Origin of the sequence: Paraburkholderia aspalathi (assembly GCF_900116445.1) — a bacterium.
GTDB classification, from domain to species: Bacteria; Pseudomonadota; Gammaproteobacteria; order Burkholderiales; family Burkholderiaceae; genus Paraburkholderia; species Paraburkholderia aspalathi.
In genome coordinates this window covers 65,307-86,362 of sequence record NZ_FPBH01000014.1, presented here as the reverse complement: position 1 = coordinate 86,362, position 21,056 = coordinate 65,307, and the positions used below count along the sequence as shown (strand labels likewise).

Here is a 21,056-nt window from a genome sequence, read left to right as displayed (position 1 = left end):
TCCTGCTCCTTATGAAAATGCGTGTTGTTCCGGCAGACCGTCAGCGGCGCTGCAAGGCATCGAGTGCAGATCCAGACGCCGTCCGGCCTTGAGCAACTGGCTTGGCACGTCGTGGCCGATCAGTCCAGGAAGCTGAGCGGAGGCAGACAGCACGGTGGCGAGATCCACGCCGGTGTCGTAGCCGTCGAGCTCGAGCATGTGCACGAGTTCCTCAGTGCAGACGTTGCCTGTTGCACCTGGCGCGTAGGGACATCCGCCGAGTCCGCCGAGCGACGCGTCGAAGCGGTCGATGCCGGCATCCAGCGCAGCGAGCGTATTGGCGAGCGCCATGCCACGCGTGTTATGAAAATGCAGCGTGAGTTCGAGCGCGGCGAAGCGCTCGCGCGCGGCGGCGCACAGCGCGCCAACTTGTGACGGGTAAGCCATACCGGTGGTATCGCACAACGTCACGCCATGCACGCCGAGGTCGGCAAAGCGCTGCATCCAGTCCAGCACTTCAGCCTGGTCGATATCGCCTTCCATGGGGCAGCCCATCGCTGTGGACAGCGATACGTTGATCGCCACCTTCGTTTGCCTGACCACGCCGATCACGTCGCGCAATTGTGCGAACGACTGCTCGCGGCTCATGCGCAAGTTCGCGCGGTTGTGACTCTCGCTGACCGACATCACGAGATTGACTTCATCGACGCCGCACGACAGCGCGCGCTCTGCGCCGCGCAGATTCGGAACGAGCACGGTATAGACGACGCCTTCACGCCGCACGATCCGTTGCATCACTGCTTCGGCGTCACGCAAGGCGGGAATCGCTTTCGGCGACGTGAACGAAGTCACTTCGATCTTGGCGTAACCACACGCGCTCAGACGATCGATCAGTTCGATCTTGGCGTCGGTGTCGACGAACCTCGCCTCGTTCTGGAAGCCGTCGCGGGTGGCGACTTCCTGGATATACAGACGCTTGCTGCTCATGCCGTGCTCCTGTTCAGATGATGCCGCGTGCGCGCCAGGCGTCGCGGGTCGTCGTGTCGATGCCGAGGTTTTCCAGCACTTCGTCGGTGTGCTGGCCGAGCGTGGGCGCCTGGGTATTCACCGTACCCGGCGTCGCGCTCAGCTTCGGGACGATGCCGGGCAGTTGCACGGGCGTGCCGTCGGGGAGCTGGGTGTCGAGAATCATGTCGCGTGCGTGGTAATGCGGGTCGTTCGCGATGTCGGCGACGTCGTAGATCTTTCCGGCGGGAATGCGGGCTTCATTGAGCGCGGCGAGCACGTCGTCGAGCGTGTGGCGAAGGGTCCATTCGGCGATCGCGGCGTCCAGCCGCTCGACGTTCTTTACGCGGCCATCGTTTTGAGCGAGTGCGGGGTCGTCGGCCAGATCCTGACGGCCGATCAGTTCCATCAGACGCCGGAAGATGCTGTCGCCATTGCCCGCGATCAGCGCATATTTGCCGTCGCTGCAGCGATACGCATTCGATGGCGCGATCCCGGGCAAGCTGCTGCCCGCCGGTTGACGCACGGCGCCGAACGCCGAGTACTCGGGCAGCAGGCTTTCCATCATGTTGAAGACCGACTCGTAGAGCGCGACGTCGATCATCTGGCCCGCACCGCCGTTCTGATCGCGATGGCGCAGCGCGAGCAGGATGCCGATCACGCCGTGCAAAGCCGAGAGGGAATCGCCGATGGAGATGCCCACGCGCACGGGGGTGCGGTCGGTTTCGCCGCTCAGATGCCGCAAACCGCCCATCGCTTCGCCGATGACACCGAAGCCAGGGCGGTCGCGGTAGGGGCCGGTCTGCCCATAGCCGGACACGCGCAGCATCACGAGGCCTGGATTTAAGGCATGCAATTCTTCCCAGCCGAGGCCCCATTTCTCGAGCGTGCCAGGACGAAAGTTTTCGATCAGCACATCGCTTTGCGCGACTAGCTGGCGAACCACGTCCTGGCCTTCGGGCGAGCGAAGATCGAGCGTGACGGATTCCTTGTTGCGCGATTGCGCCGCCCACCAGACGGACGTGCCTTCATGCAGCAGACGCCATTTGCGCAGCGGGTCGCCTGTGCCGGGTGGTTCGATCTTGATGACATGCGCACCGAACTCGGCGAGCATTTTTCCAGCGAAGGGGCCGGCGATGAGCTGGCCCATTTCAAGCACGCGAACGCCTTCCAGCGGCTTCGTCATGGTTGTCTCCTTGCAAACGTCGTTCTCTTGACGCTTACTTTGCGACAACCCGCGCGTGCTGAAAATCAATGGATTCTCAACGACCCTTTCCGTTCTGGAAAGGGTCGGCGAGCTTAACTGTCGGTGCTGTCTGTGCGGCCGGACATGAAGTCGAGAAGGCGCAGCGCTTCGGGCGACAGTGTTTCGCGCGAGAGTGTACCGATCCACAAGGTGCGCTGCGCCCACGCGTCGGTGAGGTTCACGGCACGCAGGCCCGTCGCGAGAATTTCGGTGCGCACGGCGCCCTCGGGCAATATGCCGATGCCGAGCCCGTGCTCGATCATCCGGCAGATGCCGTCGAAGCTGTGCACCTGGATGCGTAGCTTGAGGGCCCGGTCCGCGCTGAATGCGGCATCGAGCAGCCGCGCGAGCAGTGAACTGCCTTCGTTCAGGCCGACGTACTCGAAGTCGAGCGTATCGGCGAAGGCGACTTCTTCGAGGGACGCGAGGGGATGGTCTTGCGGCACCAGCAGCACGAGCTTGTCCTGACGATAGACCGCCTTCTCGATACCAGGTGCCAGCACGTTGTCCGCAAAGATGCCGATGTCGGCGGTGCCGCTGCGGATAGCCGCGACGACTTCGTCGCTCAGGCGCTCTTCGAGCGATATCTTTACGCTGGGGTTGTCGGAGAGAAAAGCCTGCACGTCGTGAGGCAGGAACTGGATGATCGATGAAGTGTTGGCCCAGACTCGCACGTGGCCGCGCACGCCGGCGGCGTAGTCGCTCATCTCGTTGGCCATGCGGTTCACGCGGTCGGCGACTTGCCGGGCATGCGCGAGCAGGCCCTTGCCGGCGGCCGTCAGCTCGATGCCACGCGGCTGCCGCAGCATGAGCGTGCAATCGATGCTGCGCTCCAGGTCGGCCATGCGTTTGCTGACCGCTGACAACGTCATGCAAGTACGCTCAGCCGCTTTCGTCAGGCTGCCGAGTTCTGCTACGACGATGAAAAGGCGCAGCGATTGCAGGTCGTAGTGAGAGGAACTGGTCATGGGTGTATGGCGTTTAGCGCGACTGGAAGTCGATAGCCTGCGCGTCGGGTCCTGGCCCGGCGTGGCGGGCTGACTTCGTGTGAAGCATAGCAGGGAGCGGGGCGCTGCCGGTCTGGGCAGTGCTGGACGTTGCTGAACGCTGCGATAGGGGAGGCGCTTCGCAGCGGATTTAAGCGGCATGACTACCTTTACCCGCCTGTGTTTCGACTTGCACAGTTGTTGTGCAGCCGTATGCGGATTTTCGTTGTGATTTATTATCTGCTCCAGTGAACGCCACGTGGCGTCGAGGCATACGGGACACCGTGTGCAGTGCGTTTATGCTTTGACTGATCTGAGCGTCACCGTACAGACTTGCCGGGTCAGCCGTACGATTCTGGGATCTCAACGATCTGCTGCCTCATGTCCTCGGGCTTTGCGGGCAATCCAGCAGAACGATCGCGCTACTACGATGAAACTGTCCGTTCTCCGCATGCTGATCGCCATTCCGTCGCTGGGCGTGGGATTCTCTGCAGCCGTTTGCAATGCTTATGCGCTCGATGCAAAACTGGACTGCCAGTCGAGCCCGCATGATTTCATCGCTCCGCTTCTGGACGAGCAGTCGATCGATGCCAAGCCAATGCGCATTGAAGCAAATTCGGTCAACGCATTTCGTCCCACGCGCGGCAGTAACCTGACGGCATTCGGCTTTCATGTCTATGCCGTCTTCGGGTATGAGCAAAACGATCCCATCTTCAAACAAGGCACCGGCCAACCGGTTACGCCCCCGACATACGGCGTGGTGGTGACCGGCTCTGCCGCAGCGGTTGAGGCAAGCGTACGGCGGGCCGGCAGCGATGCGGCCATTCGCGACGTCGTTCCACTTTTTCTCACAGCCGTCTTCTGCAATGGGCATTGACGGCTGTGCTGCGTGCGCACGAGAAGCGAGGAGACAATCATGCATATGCTCACCAATGCCGGTCCGCTGGTTTCATTGATCGCAGGCATTCTGATTCTTGTCGTGCCGCGCCTCTTGAACTACATCGTCGCGATCTATCTGATCGTGATTGGACTGCTGGGGCTGTTCGGAAGCCACATTCGTTGAACGCGCATCCTTCTATTTTCCCCAGCCTGTTCGATCAACCCTTCGCCCACGCAGCGGCCGTGGCAACCGCGAAGTCCCGGTAGGATCGCGGCTGCCGCCCGAGCAGCGTAGCCAGGCGATCGACTTCCGCTTTCGAAGCGACCGCGCCGTCCTGTTGATACCGCTGCATCATCAGGCGCATATCGTAGGCGAGCCAACCCGGTGCGACCGCCTTGAGACGCTGTTCGAGGGTGTCGAGATCGTCGCCGCCGTAGCGAACCGGACGTCCCAGCGCTTCGGCCCAGATCGCAGCGATGCTCTCCGAAGTCAGCGCGTCAGGACCGACGAGTTCGTATGTTTCGCGCGGTAGCGCATTGGCGGCGCGCTCGCGGCGCAGGAGTTCGCGTGCCGCGGCTTCGCCGATATCGCGGACATCGACCATTGAAATACCTTTGCTGCCAATCGGCATGCCGTAGACACCGTGCGTCAGTAACGGGTCTTTCTGCCTGACGTCGTTCTGGATGAAATAGGCGGGGCGCAGCACCGTCGCGGGCAGATCGCAGTGTTCGATCATGCGCTCGACCGTGTGCTTGCCGGTGAAGTGAGGCACGTCGACATACTCCGCGCCCTTGAAAACCGACAGATAAACAATGCCTTTCACACCGGCCTCCCGCGCGATGCTCAGCGTCTGCAGTGCCTGTGTCAGTTCGTCCGCGGCGTTGGGGGCCAGCAGGAACACCGTGCTGACGCCGCTCAGTGCGCGCCGCACTGCATCGATGTCGGACAGGTCGCCCTTGACCGCGGTGACGCCAGCGGGGAATTGCGCTTTTTCCGGCGAGCGGGTCAGTGCCCGCACTTCGACGCCGCTGCCGTTCAGATGGTCGAGAACCTGCTTGCCGACTACGCCTGTGCTGCCAGTTACGAGGATTGCCATGATTTTCTCCTGGGGTTGAATGGACTGCGTGAGTCCGTGAGACGAACAATAGTCGTTCCATTGGGTGACCGAAAGTGCCAGAATCGAGACATCTCGTCTCGTATATGGAACGATCATGGATTTGACGTCACTGGCGGATTTCAACGCCGTTGCACTGCATGGCGGTTTCGGGCCGGCCAGTCGCGCGCTCGACCGTCCCAAGGCCACGCTGTCGCGGCGCGTGGCCGAGCTGGAAGAAGACCTCGGCGTGCGGCTGATCGAGCGGGGCGCACGCAGGCTGCGTTTGACCGAGGAAGGTCTCGCACTCCACGAGCGCACGCGGGGGCTCATGACGGAGATTCAGGAGGCGGGGGAAGCGGTCGCGTCGCGTGCGCCGGTGCCGCGCGGGCGCTTGCGCATCAGCGCGCCGGTCGTGTTCGCGCATGTCTTGTTATGCCAGATCGCTGCGCGCTTTGCGCTGGCCTATCCGCAGGTCGAGCTCGAAATCATCGCGGAAGACCGCGTCGCGGATCCGGTAGAGGACGGTTACGACCTGGTGATCCGTATCAATCCACCGCATGACGAGCAGCTCGTCGGGCGGCGCATTCTCGGTGACGAGCGCCTCGTGGTCGCTGCGCCGACTTTGTCGATACCGTCGATGCCCGCAGGCGAAGCCGACGAGCTGCAGGTGCCGGCGGTCGTGTCGATAGCGGCCCATGCCGACTTGCTCTGGAACATGCGCACGGAAGACGGCGTGAGGGTCATCAAGCCGATGCCGATGTTGCGGATGTCATCGCTGCTGATGGTGCGCGAGGCCGTGCTGCAAGGTGTGGGTGCGGCGCTCCTGCCTCGCCTGCTGGTCGCACAGGATGTGGCGACGGGGCGGCTGGTTTGTTGGGGCGCAGAGGCAGGGCCGCCGGTGGAAATCTGGGCGCTCTATAGTTCGCGCCGTTTGCTGAGCGCGAAGGTGCGCGCGTTTATGGACATGCTGAAACCCGACTCAGTCAGGTTCTGATGGCTGCTGTTTGAACAGGGCAAGCGCGCAGAAGCTCACCAAACACGCCGGCGCCACGCACATCTTTCTTCCGCCTTTAGTCATGCTTGCTGGTCTTATGCGTATGCGATCCTTAATGACATCAACTTGAGCGATACTCGCGAATTTGCGAATGGCCGGCAATAAATATGCTTGCTGAATTTATTACGTTTTTTTCAATGATTTAGGGTGATTTACGGTGATTTATGTTAACGAGGGATAATCGTCAGGAGAGCATCACCCATGTTTAAAAAACGAATACGTGCTGCACTGCTTGGCGCACTGATCACCGTGATTGCGCCGGCGTGTCAGGCGCAATACACCACCGACTGGCTGGCGAATACATTCGGAACGCTTGCCACGCATGTGGGCAACGGAGCGCGTTCGATGTGGGTCGCGCCTGAAGGCGTGATCTATACGGCTTCCCTATGGGATGAAAACGAGGGTGGCGTCGCGATCTATCAGAACGGCAAGAGCATCGGTTCTATTGGAATTAACAGCGAGTTTCAGGGTGGGGCGATAACGGGTAATGCCACATCGATTTTCGCCGCCTTGCAGTACAGCACCGTGTACGGCAGCGGGGCGGTAGGGCGATATAACAGAGCGACCCAGAAACGCGATGTCCTCATCCCCGTGAGCGTCTGGAACGCGGTCAAGCACGCCGATGTCATCACCGGGCTCGCCACGACCGGCACGCTCCTTTATGCGAGCGATTTCCCGGGCAATCGCGTCCGTGTCTACACCACCGACGGCGTGTGGCAGCAGGACATCAACATCTCCGGTCCCGGCGCACTCGCGTTGGATGGCGCGGGAAATCTCTGGGTAGCGCAGCAAAGCGCGGCCACGATCGTTGAATTCAGTCCGGCCGGCGCTCCGCTGAACACGATCCAGATGCCCGCGACGTCACGACCGTCCGCGCTGTATTTCGACGCGTCATCAGGACAGCTCATGGTCGGCGACCAAGGTCCCGACATGAATATCAAGCTCTACAACATCTCGGGCACGCCGACTCTGGTCGGCACATTCGGCATTCAGGGCGGCTATCTCGACAGCACCACAGGCATCAAAGGCCAGGTTGGCGACAAGCGCTTCACCCGTGTTGTCGGCATCGGCAAAGATGCAACCGGCACCCTGTATGTGCTCAACAATCCGTGGGGAGGCGGCTGGGACCTCGGCCGCAACGGCAGCACCGACATTCACGCGTATGACAGTGCCGGCAATCTGCAATGGAAACTTCAGTCGCTCAACTTCGAGGCGGTCGCCGCACCAGACCCGGTTACGGACGGCGCCTACTTCTATGGTGGCACCAATATTTACACCGGCACTGCGGGCGGCACCTTCGTCGCGAATACCGTCGACCCGTTTACTTACCCGTCCGATCCACGTCTCAACATGAACGATACGCAGCGCGACGAGCATTTCGGTCAGCTCGTTAGCGTGGGGGGAAACCGGATCCTCGTCGCGTCCGGTCAGAACCCTGGCATCTTTTACTTCTACCATTTCAATGCGGCGAGCGGCTATATCGCGATTCCGGATGCGTCGATTCCAGGCACTGCGTTCAATACGACGCTACAGATCACGGGCGGATTCTGCATCGATAGCAGGGGAGACGTATGGGCTGGTCTGGACAGAACGAATCACATCTATCATTACCCGCTGATCAGCTTCGACGGCAGCGGTAAGCCGACATGGGGACCGGGCATCGCCATCTCCATTCCGCAGAGCATCCGTCCGTTGACACGCATCATCTATCTGCCGGAGAGCGATACCATGATTCTCGCGCAAGGCATCGCCGGGAGCTGGGACTGGACGGCGATTCAATCGAGGATCGAGGTGTATCACGGCTGGAGCGCGGGCAACACCACGAAGCCCAATCCGGTGATCAACCTCACTAGCGCCAATCCGAAGTCAATCACGGCCGTGGGCAATTATCTGTTCGTCGGCTATGTGCATACGGTTCCCAACATCGACGCCTTCAATCTCACCACGGGTAACCTCGATACGACCTTGATCAACTCGAGTGCGGGCGCGGTGGATGTGGGCAACGACGTGGATTCGATGTATGGCCTGAGGGCATACCTGAGAGCGGCCGGCGAGTACGTGATCACGAAAGACAACTACAACGGCTCCAGCATTATTGTTTATCGCTGGACGCCTTGATCGGTTTACTCGAGGCTATGATCAGACGAGAAAACATGCGGTGCGCGTTCTACGCCTCGTCGAATTCGCATCGTTCAGTTCTCTCCGTCTACGCATTTGATACGCTGACGTATTGATATTAATAATATAAAAACCGCCCGCGTTATTCTTTGCTCCGGTCTATTTATTTTTCTTCGAGGGAAAGTCAAAGACCTGCGTTTTCCGCCCCCGGTGAGGCAGAGATTTTCCATTTCCACTGCTTTGGAAAACCATCGGGAGCGTTTCCAGAAAGATTCTTTGAACTACTACTTATCGTCCCTGGTCGTGCCCACGTTACACAGATGAAACGTTTATAATTCGTCTGCCAAAACACTGGCTGTAAGTAATGCCGGGCACGTGCCGGGAACGGCATCAATCAAGTAAAGCTTGCGTGGGTAGGTGGTTTCAAGGCGCTGGACCAGCGTCTCTCATACGAATGGGTTGCGAATGAGTCGAGCGACTTTAACGCTACCTGTCAGCGGTTTTCACAGCTTTTCCTTTTAGGGAATTGGGCTCGAAACCTAATTAGATTTAGGTTCCGGACGGGCCTTGTCACGCCCTGGATTTGACTCGACTGAAATCGAGCATGCCGGGTGCGCCGTCAATCACTGATAGAACCTCATCACGCAAACATTCTTGGTTAATAGTAAGGATGACGTAATTGTTATCTATTGAAGGGTGACAGATCAAGATGCTGAGCGTACTGCCGCCAGGCGGCGCTCAGTGTGCGTTCGAATGCGTAACGGTATCTGCGAGCGGCTACCGGCACATTGGAAGCGCCAGTTTCATCAGCAATGAACGCGATCGTCGCGTTCGCCGCTTCAACTCTCTCAGTACTCAAAGAACGCCAAAGCGGGACGGCTTAGATCGATCTTGCTCAATCCTCGGGGACAACCTGATTTTTAGGGATACATACGGACAATGACGAGAAACTTCAAACTTTTGGGAGTTGCGGCAGCAACAGTGTTTGCATGGTTTGGTGCGGAGAATGCGCAGGCTGCGACGAGCACCATCACCGTCGCAGGACAGCAATACAAGTTGTGCGCACAAGAGAACGGCACCTGCAAATTCCTCGGAACTGGCTCGGTGGTGTTCGGTGCAGTGCCGCCCACCTCGCCGTCGGTCATGCTGACGACCCCTGCCACCTTTAGCAACGGCGTCGGATGCTATGTCGGCGCGGTTTCGCAGACAGATCCCGCATACGGTTACGGCAAATCATGTTGGGTGAAGGCGGTTGCCGCGAGCCCAACTCCGGCTCCGACACCCACGCCAACGCCAACTCCGACACCGGCGCCGGCTCCGACACCAGCGCCGGCTCCAACTCCGACACCGACGCCAACGCCGACACCGACGCCGACACCGACGCCAACGCCAACGCCGACGCCAGCTCCCACTCCGTCACCGTCCAGCTCGACCCTCTCGTGCGGCACGCCCACACACACGGCTGGCGGAACCGCGAATGGCGTGATCAGCGCCGACACGCCCACCACCGACGGCATGCGCATTTTCCAGAACAACGCGGCGTTCAAGCTCGCGATTACGACGAACGCGCCGAGCGCGGATACGGTCGTCTGGTCCGTGGCGGACTCGACCGGCGCGATCAAGGCGCAGGGCAGCTTTGCGGTTAGCAGCGGTGTGCAGACCAACTCGATTCCATGTACGTCGACGTGGTCAGGCTATGGCGCGCTGACGGCGACGTTGCGCTCGAACGGCGGCACGTTGCCCAACACCGGTACGCGTCCGGTGGGTATTGCGACGTTCGGCGTGTTGCCGAACCTGACGTCGGTACTGGGTACCGTAACGTATGCCCATCAGGATCAGCACCGCTTCGGCATGCAGGGCTTCAACGGCAACATCGCCGCGCTGCATGATCTGGGCATCTCGTGGACCATCGACGACCGCGAGGTATCGGCCATGGAACCCAATGGCCCCAACACCTACACGCCGAACGTGAACGACCTCGATCCGTTCTACAAGGCCAACCCTGATCAGATGCGCATTGTGCGTCTCGATGGACTGCCTGCATGGGATTCGAAGACGGGGCAATTCAACGACAGCTACTATGCGCCGTCGAACATGCCTGAGTTCCAGAGCTTCATGGCCAAAGTCGGTACCGATACGAGCCTGATTCGCGCTGCCAACTATCCGAACCAGCAAAGCAACTATTATCAGGTGACGTGGGAACCGAGCCTGGGCTGGGCGGATAGCGACGCGAACTTCGTCGCGATGTATAAGGCCGCGTATCAGGGCATTCACTCGACCGATCCGAATGCCGTCGTGATGGGAACCGGCAACCCGTTCCCTTCGAATTGCGACACCTGCACCACCGGCTATCTGCAGAAGTTCGGTGCGCTTGGCCTGTGGAATTACATCGACGCAGTCTCGACGCATGGCTACTGGAATGCGGGCACCTATCCGGCCCATCCGCCGGAATTGCAGGACTCCGATCCGGATCCGGCGAACCAGGCGAACGCGCTCGACAACCAGATGACGCAATTGCGTTCGGTGATGCAGGCGGGTAAGCCGAACATGAAACTCTTCTTCACCGAAGCAGGCACGAGCTACGATCCCGGTCTCAACTACGGCCCCACGGTGCCGTCGCAGAACCAGTTGTTCGCCCACGCTGCGGTTGGCGTGCGGTCGCACATCATTGTGCTTGGCGGTGGCGCACAGTTGACGACGCTTTTCTATGGTCCTGACTATCCGGGCGAAGTGGGATACGGCTCGTTCTTCGATCTGAATGACGCGCAAGGGGCTTACGGTGCGACGAACCTCTCGCCGAAACCTGAAGCGATGGCCTTCGCGACGATGACACGTGTGCTGGACGGCACGAACACATTGGGCCGGGTTACGGGTACGCCGTCTGGAACGTTTGCATATGCGTTCCAGCAGCTTGGCAACGGCAAGGTGGTGACTGCCGCATGGGCGCACAGCAACGCGCAGTGGCCCGCGAGCAGTGGTCTCTATAGCCAGACCTACTCGACGAGCTATTCGCTTCAGGTCGACGGTGCCGGTACGTCGGGCAATGTGACGAAGATCGATGGTTACGGCAATACCAGCACGCTTGCTTACACCAACGGTAAAGTCACGCTGACCCTCACCGAGGTGCCGCAGTACATCGTCTCGAACAACGCAACGGTCGCCAAGGCCAATGCGACTGTTCCGGTCGGGTATACGGGCCAATAAGGCCCGAGTCGTACCGACGCGCCGCTGATGAGAGCAGCGGCGCGTCGATCAATCCGAAGTGGTAGCGGTTGGATGAATTTTGGCGGGATAATCTCGCCACCTTCGGACCGCCTCGCCAACGTGTCATGCCTCGCGGATCGCTACAGCAAACGTCAATTCAAATTACTCCATGCGACGACGCAGATTCTTTGAATCAGTTGGTTTACTAGCAGCCGGGTTATTGTCAAAAGGCGCCAGCGCCGCTTCGCCGACATCGGTGCCTCCCGGACACCCGCCGTTCAAACCGGCCGGCGAGGCAAGCGCCACGCAGGCCGTGCGTCACGCTCTAGGCCGCATCGAAGCGATCGACCGGCGCGGTCCGCGGTTGCGCAGCATGATCGAACTGAATCCCGACGCCATGCAGATCGCGGCCGCGCTGGATGCCGAGCGCCGCGAGGGTAAGCGCCGCGGCCTATTGCATGGCGTGCCCGTCGTTATCAAGGACAACATCGCGACTGGCGACAGAATGGCAACAACGGCAGGTTCGCTTGCCCTGGACGGCATTCGCGCAACCCGCGATGCCGATCTCGTGCGCCGCCTGCGTGAAGCCGGCGTGGTCGTCATCGGCAAGACGAATCTGAGCGAATGGGCGAACATCCGTTCCACGCGCTCGACCAGCGGCTGGAGCGCCCGCGGTGGCCTGACGCGCAACCCCTTTGCGTTGGACCGCAACACGAGCGGATCGAGTTCCGGCTCCGCGGCAGCGGTCGCCGCGGGGTTGGTGGCCATGGCGATCGGCACTGAGACAGACGGGTCGATTGTGTCTCCTGCGTCGATCTGCGGAGTGGTCGGACTCAAGCCGACTGTCGGACGGGTAAGCCGTGACGGCATCATTCCGATTTCACACACGCAGGACACGCCCGGTCCCATTACCCGATCGGTCCACGATGCGGCGTTGCTGCTTTCGGCGATTGCCGGCGTGGACTCGCACGATCCGCAAACGTCGGCGGCGCCTGCACCGGACGACTACCTGCGAGCGTTGAACAAAGACGCGTTGAAGGGCGCCCGGATTGGCGTCGCACGAGAGTTTTTCACGGGCCACGACGAAGTCGACCGGCAGATAGAACTGGCTATTGCGCAACTGCGGCTGCTCGGCGCGGACGTGATTGATCCCGTCGATTTGCCGCGAGTCAGTTACGACAAGGAAGAGCTCTCCGTATTGCTGCATGAATTCAAACACGATCTACCGCTGTGGCTCGATACGTTCGCGCCGCATGCACAGGTTCGTAATCTTGCCGATGTGATGGCTTTCAACAACGCGCATCGCAATCTCGAGCAGCCTTACTTCGGCCAGGAACTTTTCACTCAAGCCCAGGCGCTGGGTGATCTCGATAGCGATGCGTATAAGCGCGCGTTGGCAACGTGCCGTACGCAATCTCGGGACGAAGGATTGGACCGCGTACTCGTTCAGCATGGTCTGGATGCGATCGTCGCGCCGACGGGCGGGACCGCATGGCTGACCGACTTCATCAACGGCGACAGCAGTAATGGCGGCTTCTCGACGCCGGCAGCCGTGGCCGGGTATCCGCATCTGACAGTGCCGGCCGGGCAAGTGCGCGGTTTGCCGGTCGGTTTGTCGTTTGTTGGGCCCGCCTGGACTGAAGCGCGGTTATTGGCATTGGGTTATGCGTTCGAGCAGGCGACCCAGTGGCGCAGAGACCCGCAATTTCTGACGCGGTCCAACGTACCTCCGTTGGTCAGTGCCTGAATTGCCGCCCATTTGCCGCGACTAGTGAAGGGGGGCGAACCCTGATCACTTTCGGGTGTTCGCCTGACATGCCATCAGCTAAGATTATCGACATTGTCGGCTTACACAAGAGAAGCTGAACCGCCATCGGCTTTACGATGGCTTTCACCTGGCTTCCTCAAGTTCGGGGTGAAATCTTGCACCGCTCGCCAAAATCGATACATCTCGCATGGTTCGCCTTGTCTTTCCTGGGCGTGCATGCAGTTTGCCTGATGCTGTTTCGATCCCGGGCGACGCTGGTCACTTATCCGTTCCTCATACTTGCTCCGTCGTTCGCGTTTGCGGCCACCTGCTGGCGCGCCCGCGCCGTGGAGCGGCAATCACGCACGCCATGGATTCTGCTCGCTGCCGGCCTGTTTTTGTGGACCTGCGGCATTGGTCTCAGCGCCTGGGAAGATCTGTTTCAACAGATGCCGGTGGGCATTGCGTGGTTCTCCGACTTTTGCTTTTTTCTCTATGGCGTGCCGATACTTCTCGCCGTCTCGTCCGTTTCAAGCAGGCAGCGAATTCCGCTCTTCGTGTGGATGGATGGCATCCAGGCAGTATTGACCGCCTATCTTGCCTACATCACCATATTTACCGTAGTGCCGTTTTCCGACACTGCGCTCAAGCCAATCTCGGCTTCGGTCCTATTGCTGACCTACAACGTCGAGAACGTTGTTCTTGCTATGGCGGCGACGCTGCGTCTCCGTCTTTTGCCACGAGAAAAGGACCGCGGATTTTACAAACTCCTATGCGGCTACTTGTGGATCTATGCAATCGTGGCCGGCGTGTACAACAGTTGGGCCGCCTCTTCAGACGGTCATGCTGTGATCGACGTGATAGTCGACGTTCCTTTTCTGCTATTGGGCGTGGCGTGCATGATGCGCTCACCGCAAGAGAGTGAAGCCGATCTCGATGAAGAGAAGCCGCCCCTCGCCGTTGTCATCGAGAACGGTAGTCCAATTTTTTATACGTTGGCATTGCTCGCGTTGAGCATTCCGCTGATGCGCGAACACTTTTACGTCGGGACGGTTGGCATAGTCACCGCATTAGTCGTGCACACCATACGGACGGCAGCTCTGCAAAGCCGGTTGGTGCGGACTCAGCATGAGTTGCGCGATGCAAGAGACCGCCTCGAAAAGATTGCACTCACGGACGCGTTGACCAATGCGGCGAATCGTCGTTGCTTCGACCAAACGCTCGCACTTGAATGGAACCGCGCGGCTCGCAACCAGCTTCCGCTTGGCTTGCTGCTTATCGATATCGACCACTTCAAGAAGTTAAACGACCGCTACGGCCACCCAACGGGAGACAAGTGTCTCGTTGCGGTTGCAAGCGCTTTGCAAGCGGCTCTGCCGCGCAGTGGCGATCTGCTTGCACGCTATGGTGGCGAAGAGTTCGCTGCGATTCTGCCTGCGACGGACGAAGACGGAGCACGTCTGGTGGCAGCGAAAATGCTGGCTGCGGTCGGCTCGATGCATATCAGGAATGAGACGTCGCTTGGCGACTTTGTGACGGTGAGTATCGGGATCGCTGTTTTCGGATCGGCCGGTACGGGTTCCGTGCACCAGATCGTTGAGGCTGCGGATCGAGCGTTATATTGCGCGAAAGAACGCGGGCGAAATCGCATCGAATCGATCGGACAACGGGATTTCCAGGGGACCGGATCAGTATAGCGATGGCCGGTAAAACGTGCGGCTGGTTCCTTTTGATACCGCCGGGCACCGGCAGCGCGATGGCTGCGTCGCATACTGTTTCGCCGACATCCGGATATTGTTCATACAAATATATTTCGGATATCTTATACGAGAGAGTTAATGATCTTTTCTCTCAATTCCGGCCCTCGTTCTGTCTGTCATGGCAGGATCAGCTATCTGGTCTGTCTAACGGCGATTTTTCGCAAAGGGTTTAATTCAGCAAAGGTTTGCGAAAGAATTAAATTCTCTATTGAATTAATGACTTGGGAATCGGCCGGATTTCTATTTCAATAAGTAATCGGCAAAAAAAGGCCGACACATTGTGTCGGCCGGAAAGACTCTGGCGTCCGAGGAATGCATGCCAGAACCTGAGAGACGTTAATCAGTCAATTTTACGGATCGCGGTACTGGGTGCGGGCATTATTGCCACATACCAGGATTTAACAATTGGGCGGCGTGTTTTCTCAGAACAGGGTTATTTTTAGCGTGCCGACTTCACTGGGGAGTGATCATAAACGAAAAGCTTTGGCCAAGCATAAGGACGTCAAAAAAATTTGTCGATCGGCCTTCGCCCAATCCGACATCGGGGAATGCGGATGTCCGTGTAGGGATTTCCTTAATTGAATTTATTCCGTACTAATGTGATGCCTGATCGCATAGCGAATCAATTCTGAATTATTAGTGATCCCCAGTTTTTGCATGAGGCGCATTTTATGTGTGCTGATAGTCTTCGCACTGAGCGCGAACGCTTCAGCAATATCGTTGATGCTCTTTCCGGCGGCCAAAGCTTGTAACACCTGGAATTCGCGATCGGACAGCATGTCGTGCGGCGGGGTGTCGCCGGAGTGAGTGCCGAAGATCATCGAGTCCACCAGTTTCGGATCGATGAATCTGCCGCCTTCGGCCAGCTTGCGGATCGCGGCCAGCAGGATCTCCGGGTCGCTGTCTTTGGTGAGATAGCCGGTTGCGCCGGCCCGCAGCGCACGCGAGACGACCTGGGCCTCGTTGTGAATGCTCAGCACGAGCACGGGCAAGGCGGTGTACTCGGCCCTGATGCGCCGGATCAGATCGATGCCGCTAATGCCCGGCATGGTCATGTCGAGCAGCAACAGGTCGGGACACCGGGCGCGTAGTTTCTCGAGTACTTCGGCGCCTTCGGCCGCCTCGTCGGCTACGATCATGTCGGTGGTGGTCGCGATGATCTGCTTCAGCCCACCTCGCACGATCGCATGGTCGTCTGCAATGAGGATCTTTATCATGTGCTTTTCTCGTCGGTCCTGAGCGGGATGTGAATAGAGACGGTTGTGCCCGCGCCGGGCGTGCTTTCGATCTGCAACGTGCCGCCAATCAGCCGCGCGCGTTCGCTCATGCCTAGTAATCCGTAGGAATAGCGCCGGCGCGCCGCGGGCAGATCGAAGCCGCATCCGTTGTCGCTGATATGGAGTGTCAATGAGCCGTTGCTCGCGGCGAGCGTGACGTCGACGCGCGAAGCGTCGGCGTGGCGCGCAACATTGGTCAACGAGGCCTGCGCGATACGGAACACGGCCGTTGCATGCGCATCCGGCAGAACCGGTTCGCTCCCATGGATCGACAACTGGCACGGCATGCGATTACGTCGAACGAAGTCGTCCACGAGCCACTCGAGTGCCGACAGGATGCCAAAGTTTAGCGCAGCCGGCCTGAGGTGGCTGGCCACGTTGCGGACCATCCAGATGGTCTTCTCGACCAGCTCACGCATGTCCTCGGTTTTTCTGGCTGCTTCCGAATCGCTGTCGAGCCGCATCCGCAACAACGACACGTCCATTTTCAGTGCGGTCAGCAATTGCCCGAGTTCGTCGTGAATTTCCATGGCGATCCACTTTCGCTCTTCTTCGCGAACCGCCTCCATGTACGCGGACAATTCGCGCAAACGCTCGCGCGATTCGAGCAGTTCCTGTTCGACCCGCTTACGTTCCGTCATGTCCTGAATCGTACCGACCAGCTTGAGCGGATGGCCAGGCCCTTCGTGTGCCGCTTCGGCGTGAAGCTGTACGATGCGTGGCGCGCCATCTCCACCGGTGAGGCGGCAATCGAGAAAGTGCGGCTGCCGGTCAGCGAGCACCGCGCGCACGGCCCGCCGTACAGCGGCCCGATCTTCAGGGTGAATCGCCGCGCGCAGCGTGCGATAGCTGGGCCGCACGCCGTTCGGCTCCAAACCGAGGATCCGGTACATCTCATACGACCAGTGCGTCACGCCGGCGGCCGCGGTCCATTCCCAGTCGCCAAGCTTGGCCAGCCGCTGAGCGTTCGCCAGACTGGCTTCGCTGGCGCGCAATTTCTCTTCTGCCTGTTTGCGCGCGGTGACGTCGTTGAGACCGACATAGATTGCCGGGGCGTCAGCGAACGTCGCAATGCGAGCGGTCGCCACGGCCCAGAAGTGCTCGCCTTCCGAATTCCTGAACTGGATCTCGTTGTTGGTGAATCCGCCTTCGTGGCGCAGAAGTTCGACCGCTCTGTCGCGCTCCGTCGGGTCGACATAGAAGTCGCTCATGTAGGTGGTGCCGCAATCGTCCACGCCGAAACCGAACAGCCAGCGGAACGGCCCGTTCATGTAGAGGACCTGCCCGTCGTCCATGGACGTAATGCACAACGGCACCGGGCTCGTCTCGACGATCGTGCGAAAGCGCGCTTCGCTCGCCACGAGTTTCGTTTCGGTCCGTATGCGTTCGTCGATTTCGACCAGCAGACTCGCATTCGCGCGCGCGAGCTGGCCGGTTCGTTCGGCGACGCGGTCTTCGAGTTCGTCGCGCACGCGAGAGAGGGCTTCTTGCGCCTGCTGGCGAACCGCCACCTCGCTCGAGAGACTTTCGTTTTGCGAACGAAGTGCCTTGTGCATGGCACGCAGCGCGAGGTGGGTGCGAATGCGCGCCAACATTTCGGCGATCTGGAACGGCTTGGTGACGTAGTCGATGCCACCCGCCGAAAATCCTTCGACGAGGTCGTCAGGATCGGCGAGCGACGTCATGAAGATCACCGGAATTTCACGGGTCAACTCATTGCGCTTGAGCCGGCGACAGGTTTCGAAGCCGTCTATGCCCGGCATTTTTACGTCGAGCAGGATCAGGTCAGGCTGCGAAAATTGCGCCCGTTCGAGCGCCTCCTCGCCGTCGAGTGCAACGAACACGCGAAAGCCCTTGTCCTCGAGACTATCGGCCACGACACCGATGTTGATCGGCGCGTCGTCCACAACCAGAATGGTGGCCGGCTCCGCCGGGCTCGTTATGTCATTCATGGCTGGCCTTCCTCTCGAGATATTCCTCCGCGAGCAGCAGGATGGCCTTTGACTGATAGCCTTTCACGAGTGCACGCAACTCTGTTGTGAATACCAGATTGCGCTCGTCAAGGGCCGCCATCCTGTCGGCCCATTCGGCGATAGCACGCATGTCGCCGAGACGGGCGAGACGATGCAGCTTGTCGAGTTCGTCATCGGGCAACACGGGGGCGTGCGTGCGCGATGCGTCAGGATGCGGCGAGTGAGTCGCCGGCGAGTCAGTCCACTTGAGCGCCAGCAAATCCGCCAGATGGGCCTGCAGCCGTTCGAAGTCGACCGGCTTGGGCAGGAAGGCATTCGCGCCTGCGTCGGTGCTTCGTTTCGCATCGCTCCAGGAAGGATTCGCCGACACGGCAATGATCGGAATATCGCTGTGTCCCGGCAAGCGGCGCAATCTGCGTGTTGTTTCGAGTCCGTCCATTTCCGGCATCAGGATGTCGGTCATGATGAGCGACGGCGCCTCGCTGCGCGCCTTTGCGAGCCCCTCATGGCCGCTGGCGGCCTCGATGGTGTCGAAGCCCAGTTGATCCAGAAGCTCGACCAGGACCGCTCGATTGACGGGCTCGTCGTCGATCACCAGCACTTTGTGGCGCGGACCGGTGTAGCCCGTCACGCGCGGCGCGGCCGGCGTTACCGGGTCGGTGCGCGCCGCGGACGCATCGGCGACGGCCGGAGCAAGATCGAACCAGAAGACGCTCCCATGCGCGACCGTGCTTTCCGCGTGGATTTCGCTACCCATTGCGCGCACGAACTGCTGGCTGATCGCAAGACCGAGCCCGGCGCCGCCGGCGCGTCGCTCGGGGCCGCCGGCCTGCTCGAAAGGCTCGAAAATCGCGCCGAGCTTGTCGGCCGCGATGCCGATTCCCGAGTCACGCACGCAGAAGCGCACGGCCCCGGAGGGCGCACGGCTGACTTGCAGGCTGACGCAGCCTGTGTCCGTGAATCTGACGGCGTTCGCCAGCAGATTAAGCAGCACCTGCCGTAAGCGGCGCTCGTCCGCCCGCACGGCGCAGCCCAGGTCGGGGGCCAGCTCGCATAGGAATCGCAGGCGTTTTTGCTCCGCCTTCACACTGATGATGTCGCGGATTGTATCGAGGACGCCCGGCAGCGATACGTCGGCCATTTCGATGCGCATTTTGCCGGCCTCGATGCGCGCGAAATCGAGCGTGTCGTCGATCAGCGTCAGCAGATGCTCGCCGCTACGGTGAATCACTTCGACCGCGTTGCGCTGGCGCTCGCTCTGGCTGCCGTCGCGCAGCAAAATCTGCGTATAGCCGAGGATGCCGTTCAGCGGCGTGCGCAGTTCGTGGCTCATGTTCGCGAGGAACTCGCTCTTGGCCCGATTGGCGGCTTCGGCAAGGTACCGCGCTTCCCGCTGCGCAGTGGCGTCACGCTCGGCGAGATAGGCGTCATGCAGCCGCGCGCCCATGCTGTTGAACGCGGCGACCACGCGATCAAGTTCGTCTGGCCAGCGCGGCTGGCGGCGCGGCAGGACGAACGGCTTCGGCGCCGCACGGAAGTCGTATTCGCCGACGAGTCGGGCAATCGTGGCGAGATGCCGCGTAACGAGGCGCGAGAAGATGTAGATGGTGAACAGCGCCACGATGAACGTATAGGTAGCCTGACTGATCAGAATGACCAGCGCGGTTTGCGCTAGCGCCTGATAGAGATTGGCAAGCGTCGCTTGCACATAGAGGGTGCCGATCTTCTGCTGGGCGCTGTGGATGCGATAAAAGATCGGAAATTCGCGGGATATCACGGCGCCTGTCCTGCGCTCGCCAGCCGTCACCACCAATGGCGTCGCGCTCGCGCCGGTCTCTCGTACCTCGGCGGCGCACATGTCGGCGAGCCTCAGGATGCCGTTCAGTTGAAGCTGGAGTTCTGTGCGGTTGAGCTGCCACAGACCTTCGCCGAGGCTGTCGCGATTGCTTCGGTCAATATCGGATAAACGTGTTTCGATCAGTTCGACGCCGCGGCTATAGTCGCGATAGAGCTGTAGTGCGGTGAGCAATAACGTGACCGCGCAACTGAACAGCAGCACGGTGGCCAGCAGGCGGAAAACCACGCTGTGCCTGAATCGGCCGGGCGAGACAAAGATTGAACCAACGCTATTCGCCAGCATATTTCCCCGCGAGTGCTGTGATTCTTGTTTGGGTATTCTGCACTCGTCGCCGAATTGCGGTCTATAAGGGGCCGTCGAGGAAGTCCGCCGCGGCAAATGCCGGCACTTGACCCGCTGCCTTCGCGAGCCGCACTCGCGCCCACATAATGCCGGCACCGTTCGCGGCGGTGGCGCCGCGCGGCAATGGCTCGCCGATGATTTCGCGGGCGTTGCCGATGATTTCGCGCACCAGGGTCGACTCACGAGCACTGAGTTTCGCCGCCTGGAACTGGCACAGATCCGACATGGCATCAGCCAGACGCTTGACCACAACCGTATCGTGACCGGTCAACGGCCAGCAATGCAAAAGATAGGCGAGCGGTACCAGTTTTCTTTCTTCACACCAAAGCTCGAATAGACGTACGCACAGCTCGTCAATGCGTTCGACTGTTTTCTCGCTCGGCAAAAAGTAGTCGTTCATAACGGTGATCCGGCGATGGTATGTAAAGAACCACTTTAAACTCAGCGCTTGAGTGTCGCCGTCAGGTAGTCCGGACTATAGGCTGGTGGTTTCCTGATTTTTGGGTCAGGAAATCCTTAACGCCTATCGTC

General features: G+C 60.0%; 17 protein-coding genes. 7 read left to right on the top strand and 10 right to left on the bottom strand.

Going from position 1 to position 21,056, the window contains the following annotated elements; translation table 11 throughout:
* Positions 1–9 precede the first annotated feature (9 nt).
* From BM438_RS21580 to BM438_RS21570, 3 genes are all read right to left on the bottom strand, one after another.
* Positions 10–966 (bottom strand): hydroxymethylglutaryl-CoA lyase, encoded by a 957-nt coding sequence (locus BM438_RS21580; RefSeq protein ID WP_093637417.1) that lies wholly within the window; start codon positions 964–966, stop codon positions 10–12.
* A 13-nt stretch (positions 967–979) separates the two neighbouring features.
* Positions 980–2,170: a CaiB/BaiF CoA transferase family protein gene (locus BM438_RS21575; protein WP_093637413.1), complete on the bottom strand. Its 1,191-nt coding sequence runs from the start codon at positions 2,168–2,170 to the stop codon at positions 980–982.
* Between the two features lie 113 nt (positions 2,171–2,283).
* Positions 2,284–3,198 (bottom strand): LysR family transcriptional regulator, encoded by a 915-nt coding sequence (locus tag BM438_RS21570; protein WP_093637409.1) that lies wholly within the window; start codon positions 3,196–3,198, stop codon positions 2,284–2,286.
* Between the two features lie 448 nt (positions 3,199–3,646).
* Here BM438_RS21570 and BM438_RS21565 point away from each other — a divergent pair, with 448 nt between their 5' ends.
* Both BM438_RS21565 and BM438_RS21560 read left to right on the top strand, forming a co-directional pair.
* Positions 3,647–4,093 carry a hypothetical protein gene (locus tag BM438_RS21565; RefSeq protein WP_054035492.1) on the top strand — a complete coding sequence of 149 codons (447 nt, stop codon included), beginning with the start codon at positions 3,647–3,649 and terminating at the stop codon, positions 4,091–4,093.
* A 39-nt stretch (positions 4,094–4,132) separates the two neighbouring features.
* Positions 4,133–4,279, top strand: a complete 147-nt coding sequence (locus tag BM438_RS21560) for a DUF3096 domain-containing protein (RefSeq protein WP_093637406.1) — start codon at positions 4,133–4,135, stop codon at positions 4,277–4,279.
* 34 nt (positions 4,280–4,313) lie between these two features.
* Here the strand turns inward: BM438_RS21560 and BM438_RS21555 are convergent, their stop codons facing one another.
* Positions 4,314–5,192, bottom strand: coding sequence for an NmrA/HSCARG family protein (locus BM438_RS21555; RefSeq protein WP_093637403.1), 879 nt, complete (start codon positions 5,190–5,192; stop codon positions 4,314–4,316).
* 115 nt (positions 5,193–5,307) lie between these two features.
* On the opposite strand from BM438_RS21555, the gene BM438_RS21550 reads away from it, so the two are divergent.
* Together BM438_RS21550 and BM438_RS21545 are read left to right on the top strand one after the other, a co-directional pair.
* Positions 5,308–6,186 (top strand): LysR family transcriptional regulator, encoded by an 879-nt coding sequence (locus BM438_RS21550; RefSeq protein ID WP_093637399.1) that lies wholly within the window; start codon positions 5,308–5,310, stop codon positions 6,184–6,186.
* A gap of 261 nt (positions 6,187–6,447) precedes the next feature.
* Positions 6,448–8,364 (top strand): SMP-30/gluconolactonase/LRE family protein, encoded by a 1,917-nt coding sequence (locus BM438_RS21545; RefSeq protein ID WP_093637396.1) that lies wholly within the window; start codon positions 6,448–6,450, stop codon positions 8,362–8,364.
* Between the two features lie 920 nt (positions 8,365–9,284).
* On the opposite strand, the gene BM438_RS46265 is transcribed toward BM438_RS21545, so the two are convergent.
* Both BM438_RS46265 and BM438_RS46260 read right to left on the bottom strand, forming a co-directional pair.
* On the bottom strand, positions 9,285–9,509 hold the full coding sequence (locus tag BM438_RS46265) for a hypothetical protein (protein WP_244179419.1): 225 nt from the start codon (positions 9,507–9,509) through the stop codon (positions 9,285–9,287).
* Positions 9,510–9,529: 20 nt separating this feature from the next.
* Positions 9,530–9,784, bottom strand: a complete 255-nt coding sequence (locus tag BM438_RS46260; RefSeq protein WP_244179418.1) for a hypothetical protein — start codon at positions 9,782–9,784, stop codon at positions 9,530–9,532.
* Between the two features lie 62 nt (positions 9,785–9,846).
* On the opposite strand from BM438_RS46260, the gene BM438_RS21540 reads away from it, so the two are divergent.
* The 3 genes from BM438_RS21540 (at position 9,847) to BM438_RS21530 (ending at position 15,012) form a co-directional block, all read left to right on the top strand.
* Positions 9,847–11,568 carry a hypothetical protein gene (locus BM438_RS21540; RefSeq protein ID WP_244179417.1) on the top strand — a complete coding sequence of 574 codons (1,722 nt, stop codon included), beginning with the start codon at positions 9,847–9,849 and terminating at the stop codon, positions 11,566–11,568.
* A gap of 169 nt (positions 11,569–11,737) precedes the next feature.
* Positions 11,738–13,315 carry an amidase gene (locus tag BM438_RS21535; protein ID WP_093637390.1) on the top strand — a complete coding sequence of 526 codons (1,578 nt, stop codon included), beginning with the start codon at positions 11,738–11,740 and terminating at the stop codon, positions 13,313–13,315.
* Between the two features lie 137 nt (positions 13,316–13,452).
* The gene (locus BM438_RS21530; protein WP_093637387.1) at positions 13,453–15,012 is read left to right on the top strand and encodes a GGDEF domain-containing protein; all 1,560 of its coding nucleotides are present in this window, start codon (positions 13,453–13,455) and stop codon (positions 15,010–15,012) included.
* 647 nt (positions 15,013–15,659) lie between these two features.
* Here the strand turns inward: BM438_RS21530 and BM438_RS21525 are convergent.
* From BM438_RS21525 to BM438_RS21510, 4 genes are all read right to left on the bottom strand, one after another.
* Positions 15,660–16,292 carry a response regulator gene (locus tag BM438_RS21525; protein WP_054040705.1) on the bottom strand — a complete coding sequence of 211 codons (633 nt, stop codon included), beginning with the start codon at positions 16,290–16,292 and terminating at the stop codon, positions 15,660–15,662.
* Positions 16,289–18,304, bottom strand: coding sequence for a hybrid sensor histidine kinase/response regulator (locus BM438_RS21520; RefSeq protein ID WP_093637384.1), 2,016 nt, complete (start codon positions 18,302–18,304; stop codon positions 16,289–16,291). The genes BM438_RS21525 and BM438_RS21520 overlap by 4 nt, the downstream gene beginning before the upstream one ends.
* A complete protein-coding gene (locus BM438_RS21515) occupies positions 18,297–20,408 on the bottom strand; it encodes a response regulator (protein WP_341865762.1) in 2,112 nt (703 codons plus the stop codon). Before BM438_RS21515 ends, BM438_RS21520 begins: the two co-directional genes overlap by 8 nt.
* Before the next feature lie 118 nt (positions 20,409–20,526).
* Entirely contained in the window at positions 20,527–20,925 is a 399-nt protein-coding gene (locus BM438_RS21510; protein ID WP_093637376.1) for a hypothetical protein, read from the bottom strand.
* Between the last annotated feature and the right edge of the window lie 131 nt (positions 20,926–21,056).

Excerpts from the sequence above, each read along its gene's own strand:
- BM438_RS21535 (WP_093637390.1), top strand. The coding sequence starts at position 11,738 with ATGCGACGACGCAGATTCTTTGAATCAGTTGGTTTACTAGCAGCCGGG.
- BM438_RS21510 (WP_093637376.1), bottom strand. The coding sequence starts at position 20,925 with ATGAACGACTACTTTTTGCCGAGCGAGAAAACAGTCGAACGCATTGAC.
- BM438_RS21530 (WP_093637387.1), top strand. The coding sequence starts at position 13,453 with ATGGCTTTCACCTGGCTTCCTCAAGTTCGGGGTGAAATCTTGCACCGC.
- BM438_RS21555 (WP_093637403.1), bottom strand. The coding sequence starts at position 5,192 with ATGGCAATCCTCGTAACTGGCAGCACAGGCGTAGTCGGCAAGCAGGTT.
- BM438_RS21580 (WP_093637417.1), bottom strand. The coding sequence starts at position 966 with ATGAGCAGCAAGCGTCTGTATATCCAGGAAGTCGCCACCCGCGACGGC.
- BM438_RS21570 (WP_093637409.1), bottom strand. The coding sequence starts at position 3,198 with ATGACCAGTTCCTCTCACTACGACCTGCAATCGCTGCGCCTTTTCATC.
- BM438_RS21525 (WP_054040705.1), bottom strand. The coding sequence starts at position 16,292 with ATGATAAAGATCCTCATTGCAGACGACCATGCGATCGTGCGAGGTGGG.
- BM438_RS21545 (WP_093637396.1), top strand. The coding sequence starts at position 6,448 with ATGTTTAAAAAACGAATACGTGCTGCACTGCTTGGCGCACTGATCACC.
- BM438_RS21565 (WP_054035492.1), top strand. The coding sequence starts at position 3,647 with ATGAAACTGTCCGTTCTCCGCATGCTGATCGCCATTCCGTCGCTGGGC.
- BM438_RS21550 (WP_093637399.1), top strand. The coding sequence starts at position 5,308 with ATGGATTTGACGTCACTGGCGGATTTCAACGCCGTTGCACTGCATGGC.
- BM438_RS21575 (WP_093637413.1), bottom strand. The coding sequence starts at position 2,170 with ATGACGAAGCCGCTGGAAGGCGTTCGCGTGCTTGAAATGGGCCAGCTC.
- BM438_RS46265 (WP_244179419.1), bottom strand. The coding sequence starts at position 9,509 with ATGACCGACGGCGAGGTGGGCGGCACTGCACCGAACACCACCGAGCCA.
- BM438_RS21520 (WP_093637384.1), bottom strand. The coding sequence starts at position 18,304 with ATGAATGACATAACGAGCCCGGCGGAGCCGGCCACCATTCTGGTTGTG.
- BM438_RS21560 (WP_093637406.1), top strand. The coding sequence starts at position 4,133 with ATGCATATGCTCACCAATGCCGGTCCGCTGGTTTCATTGATCGCAGGC.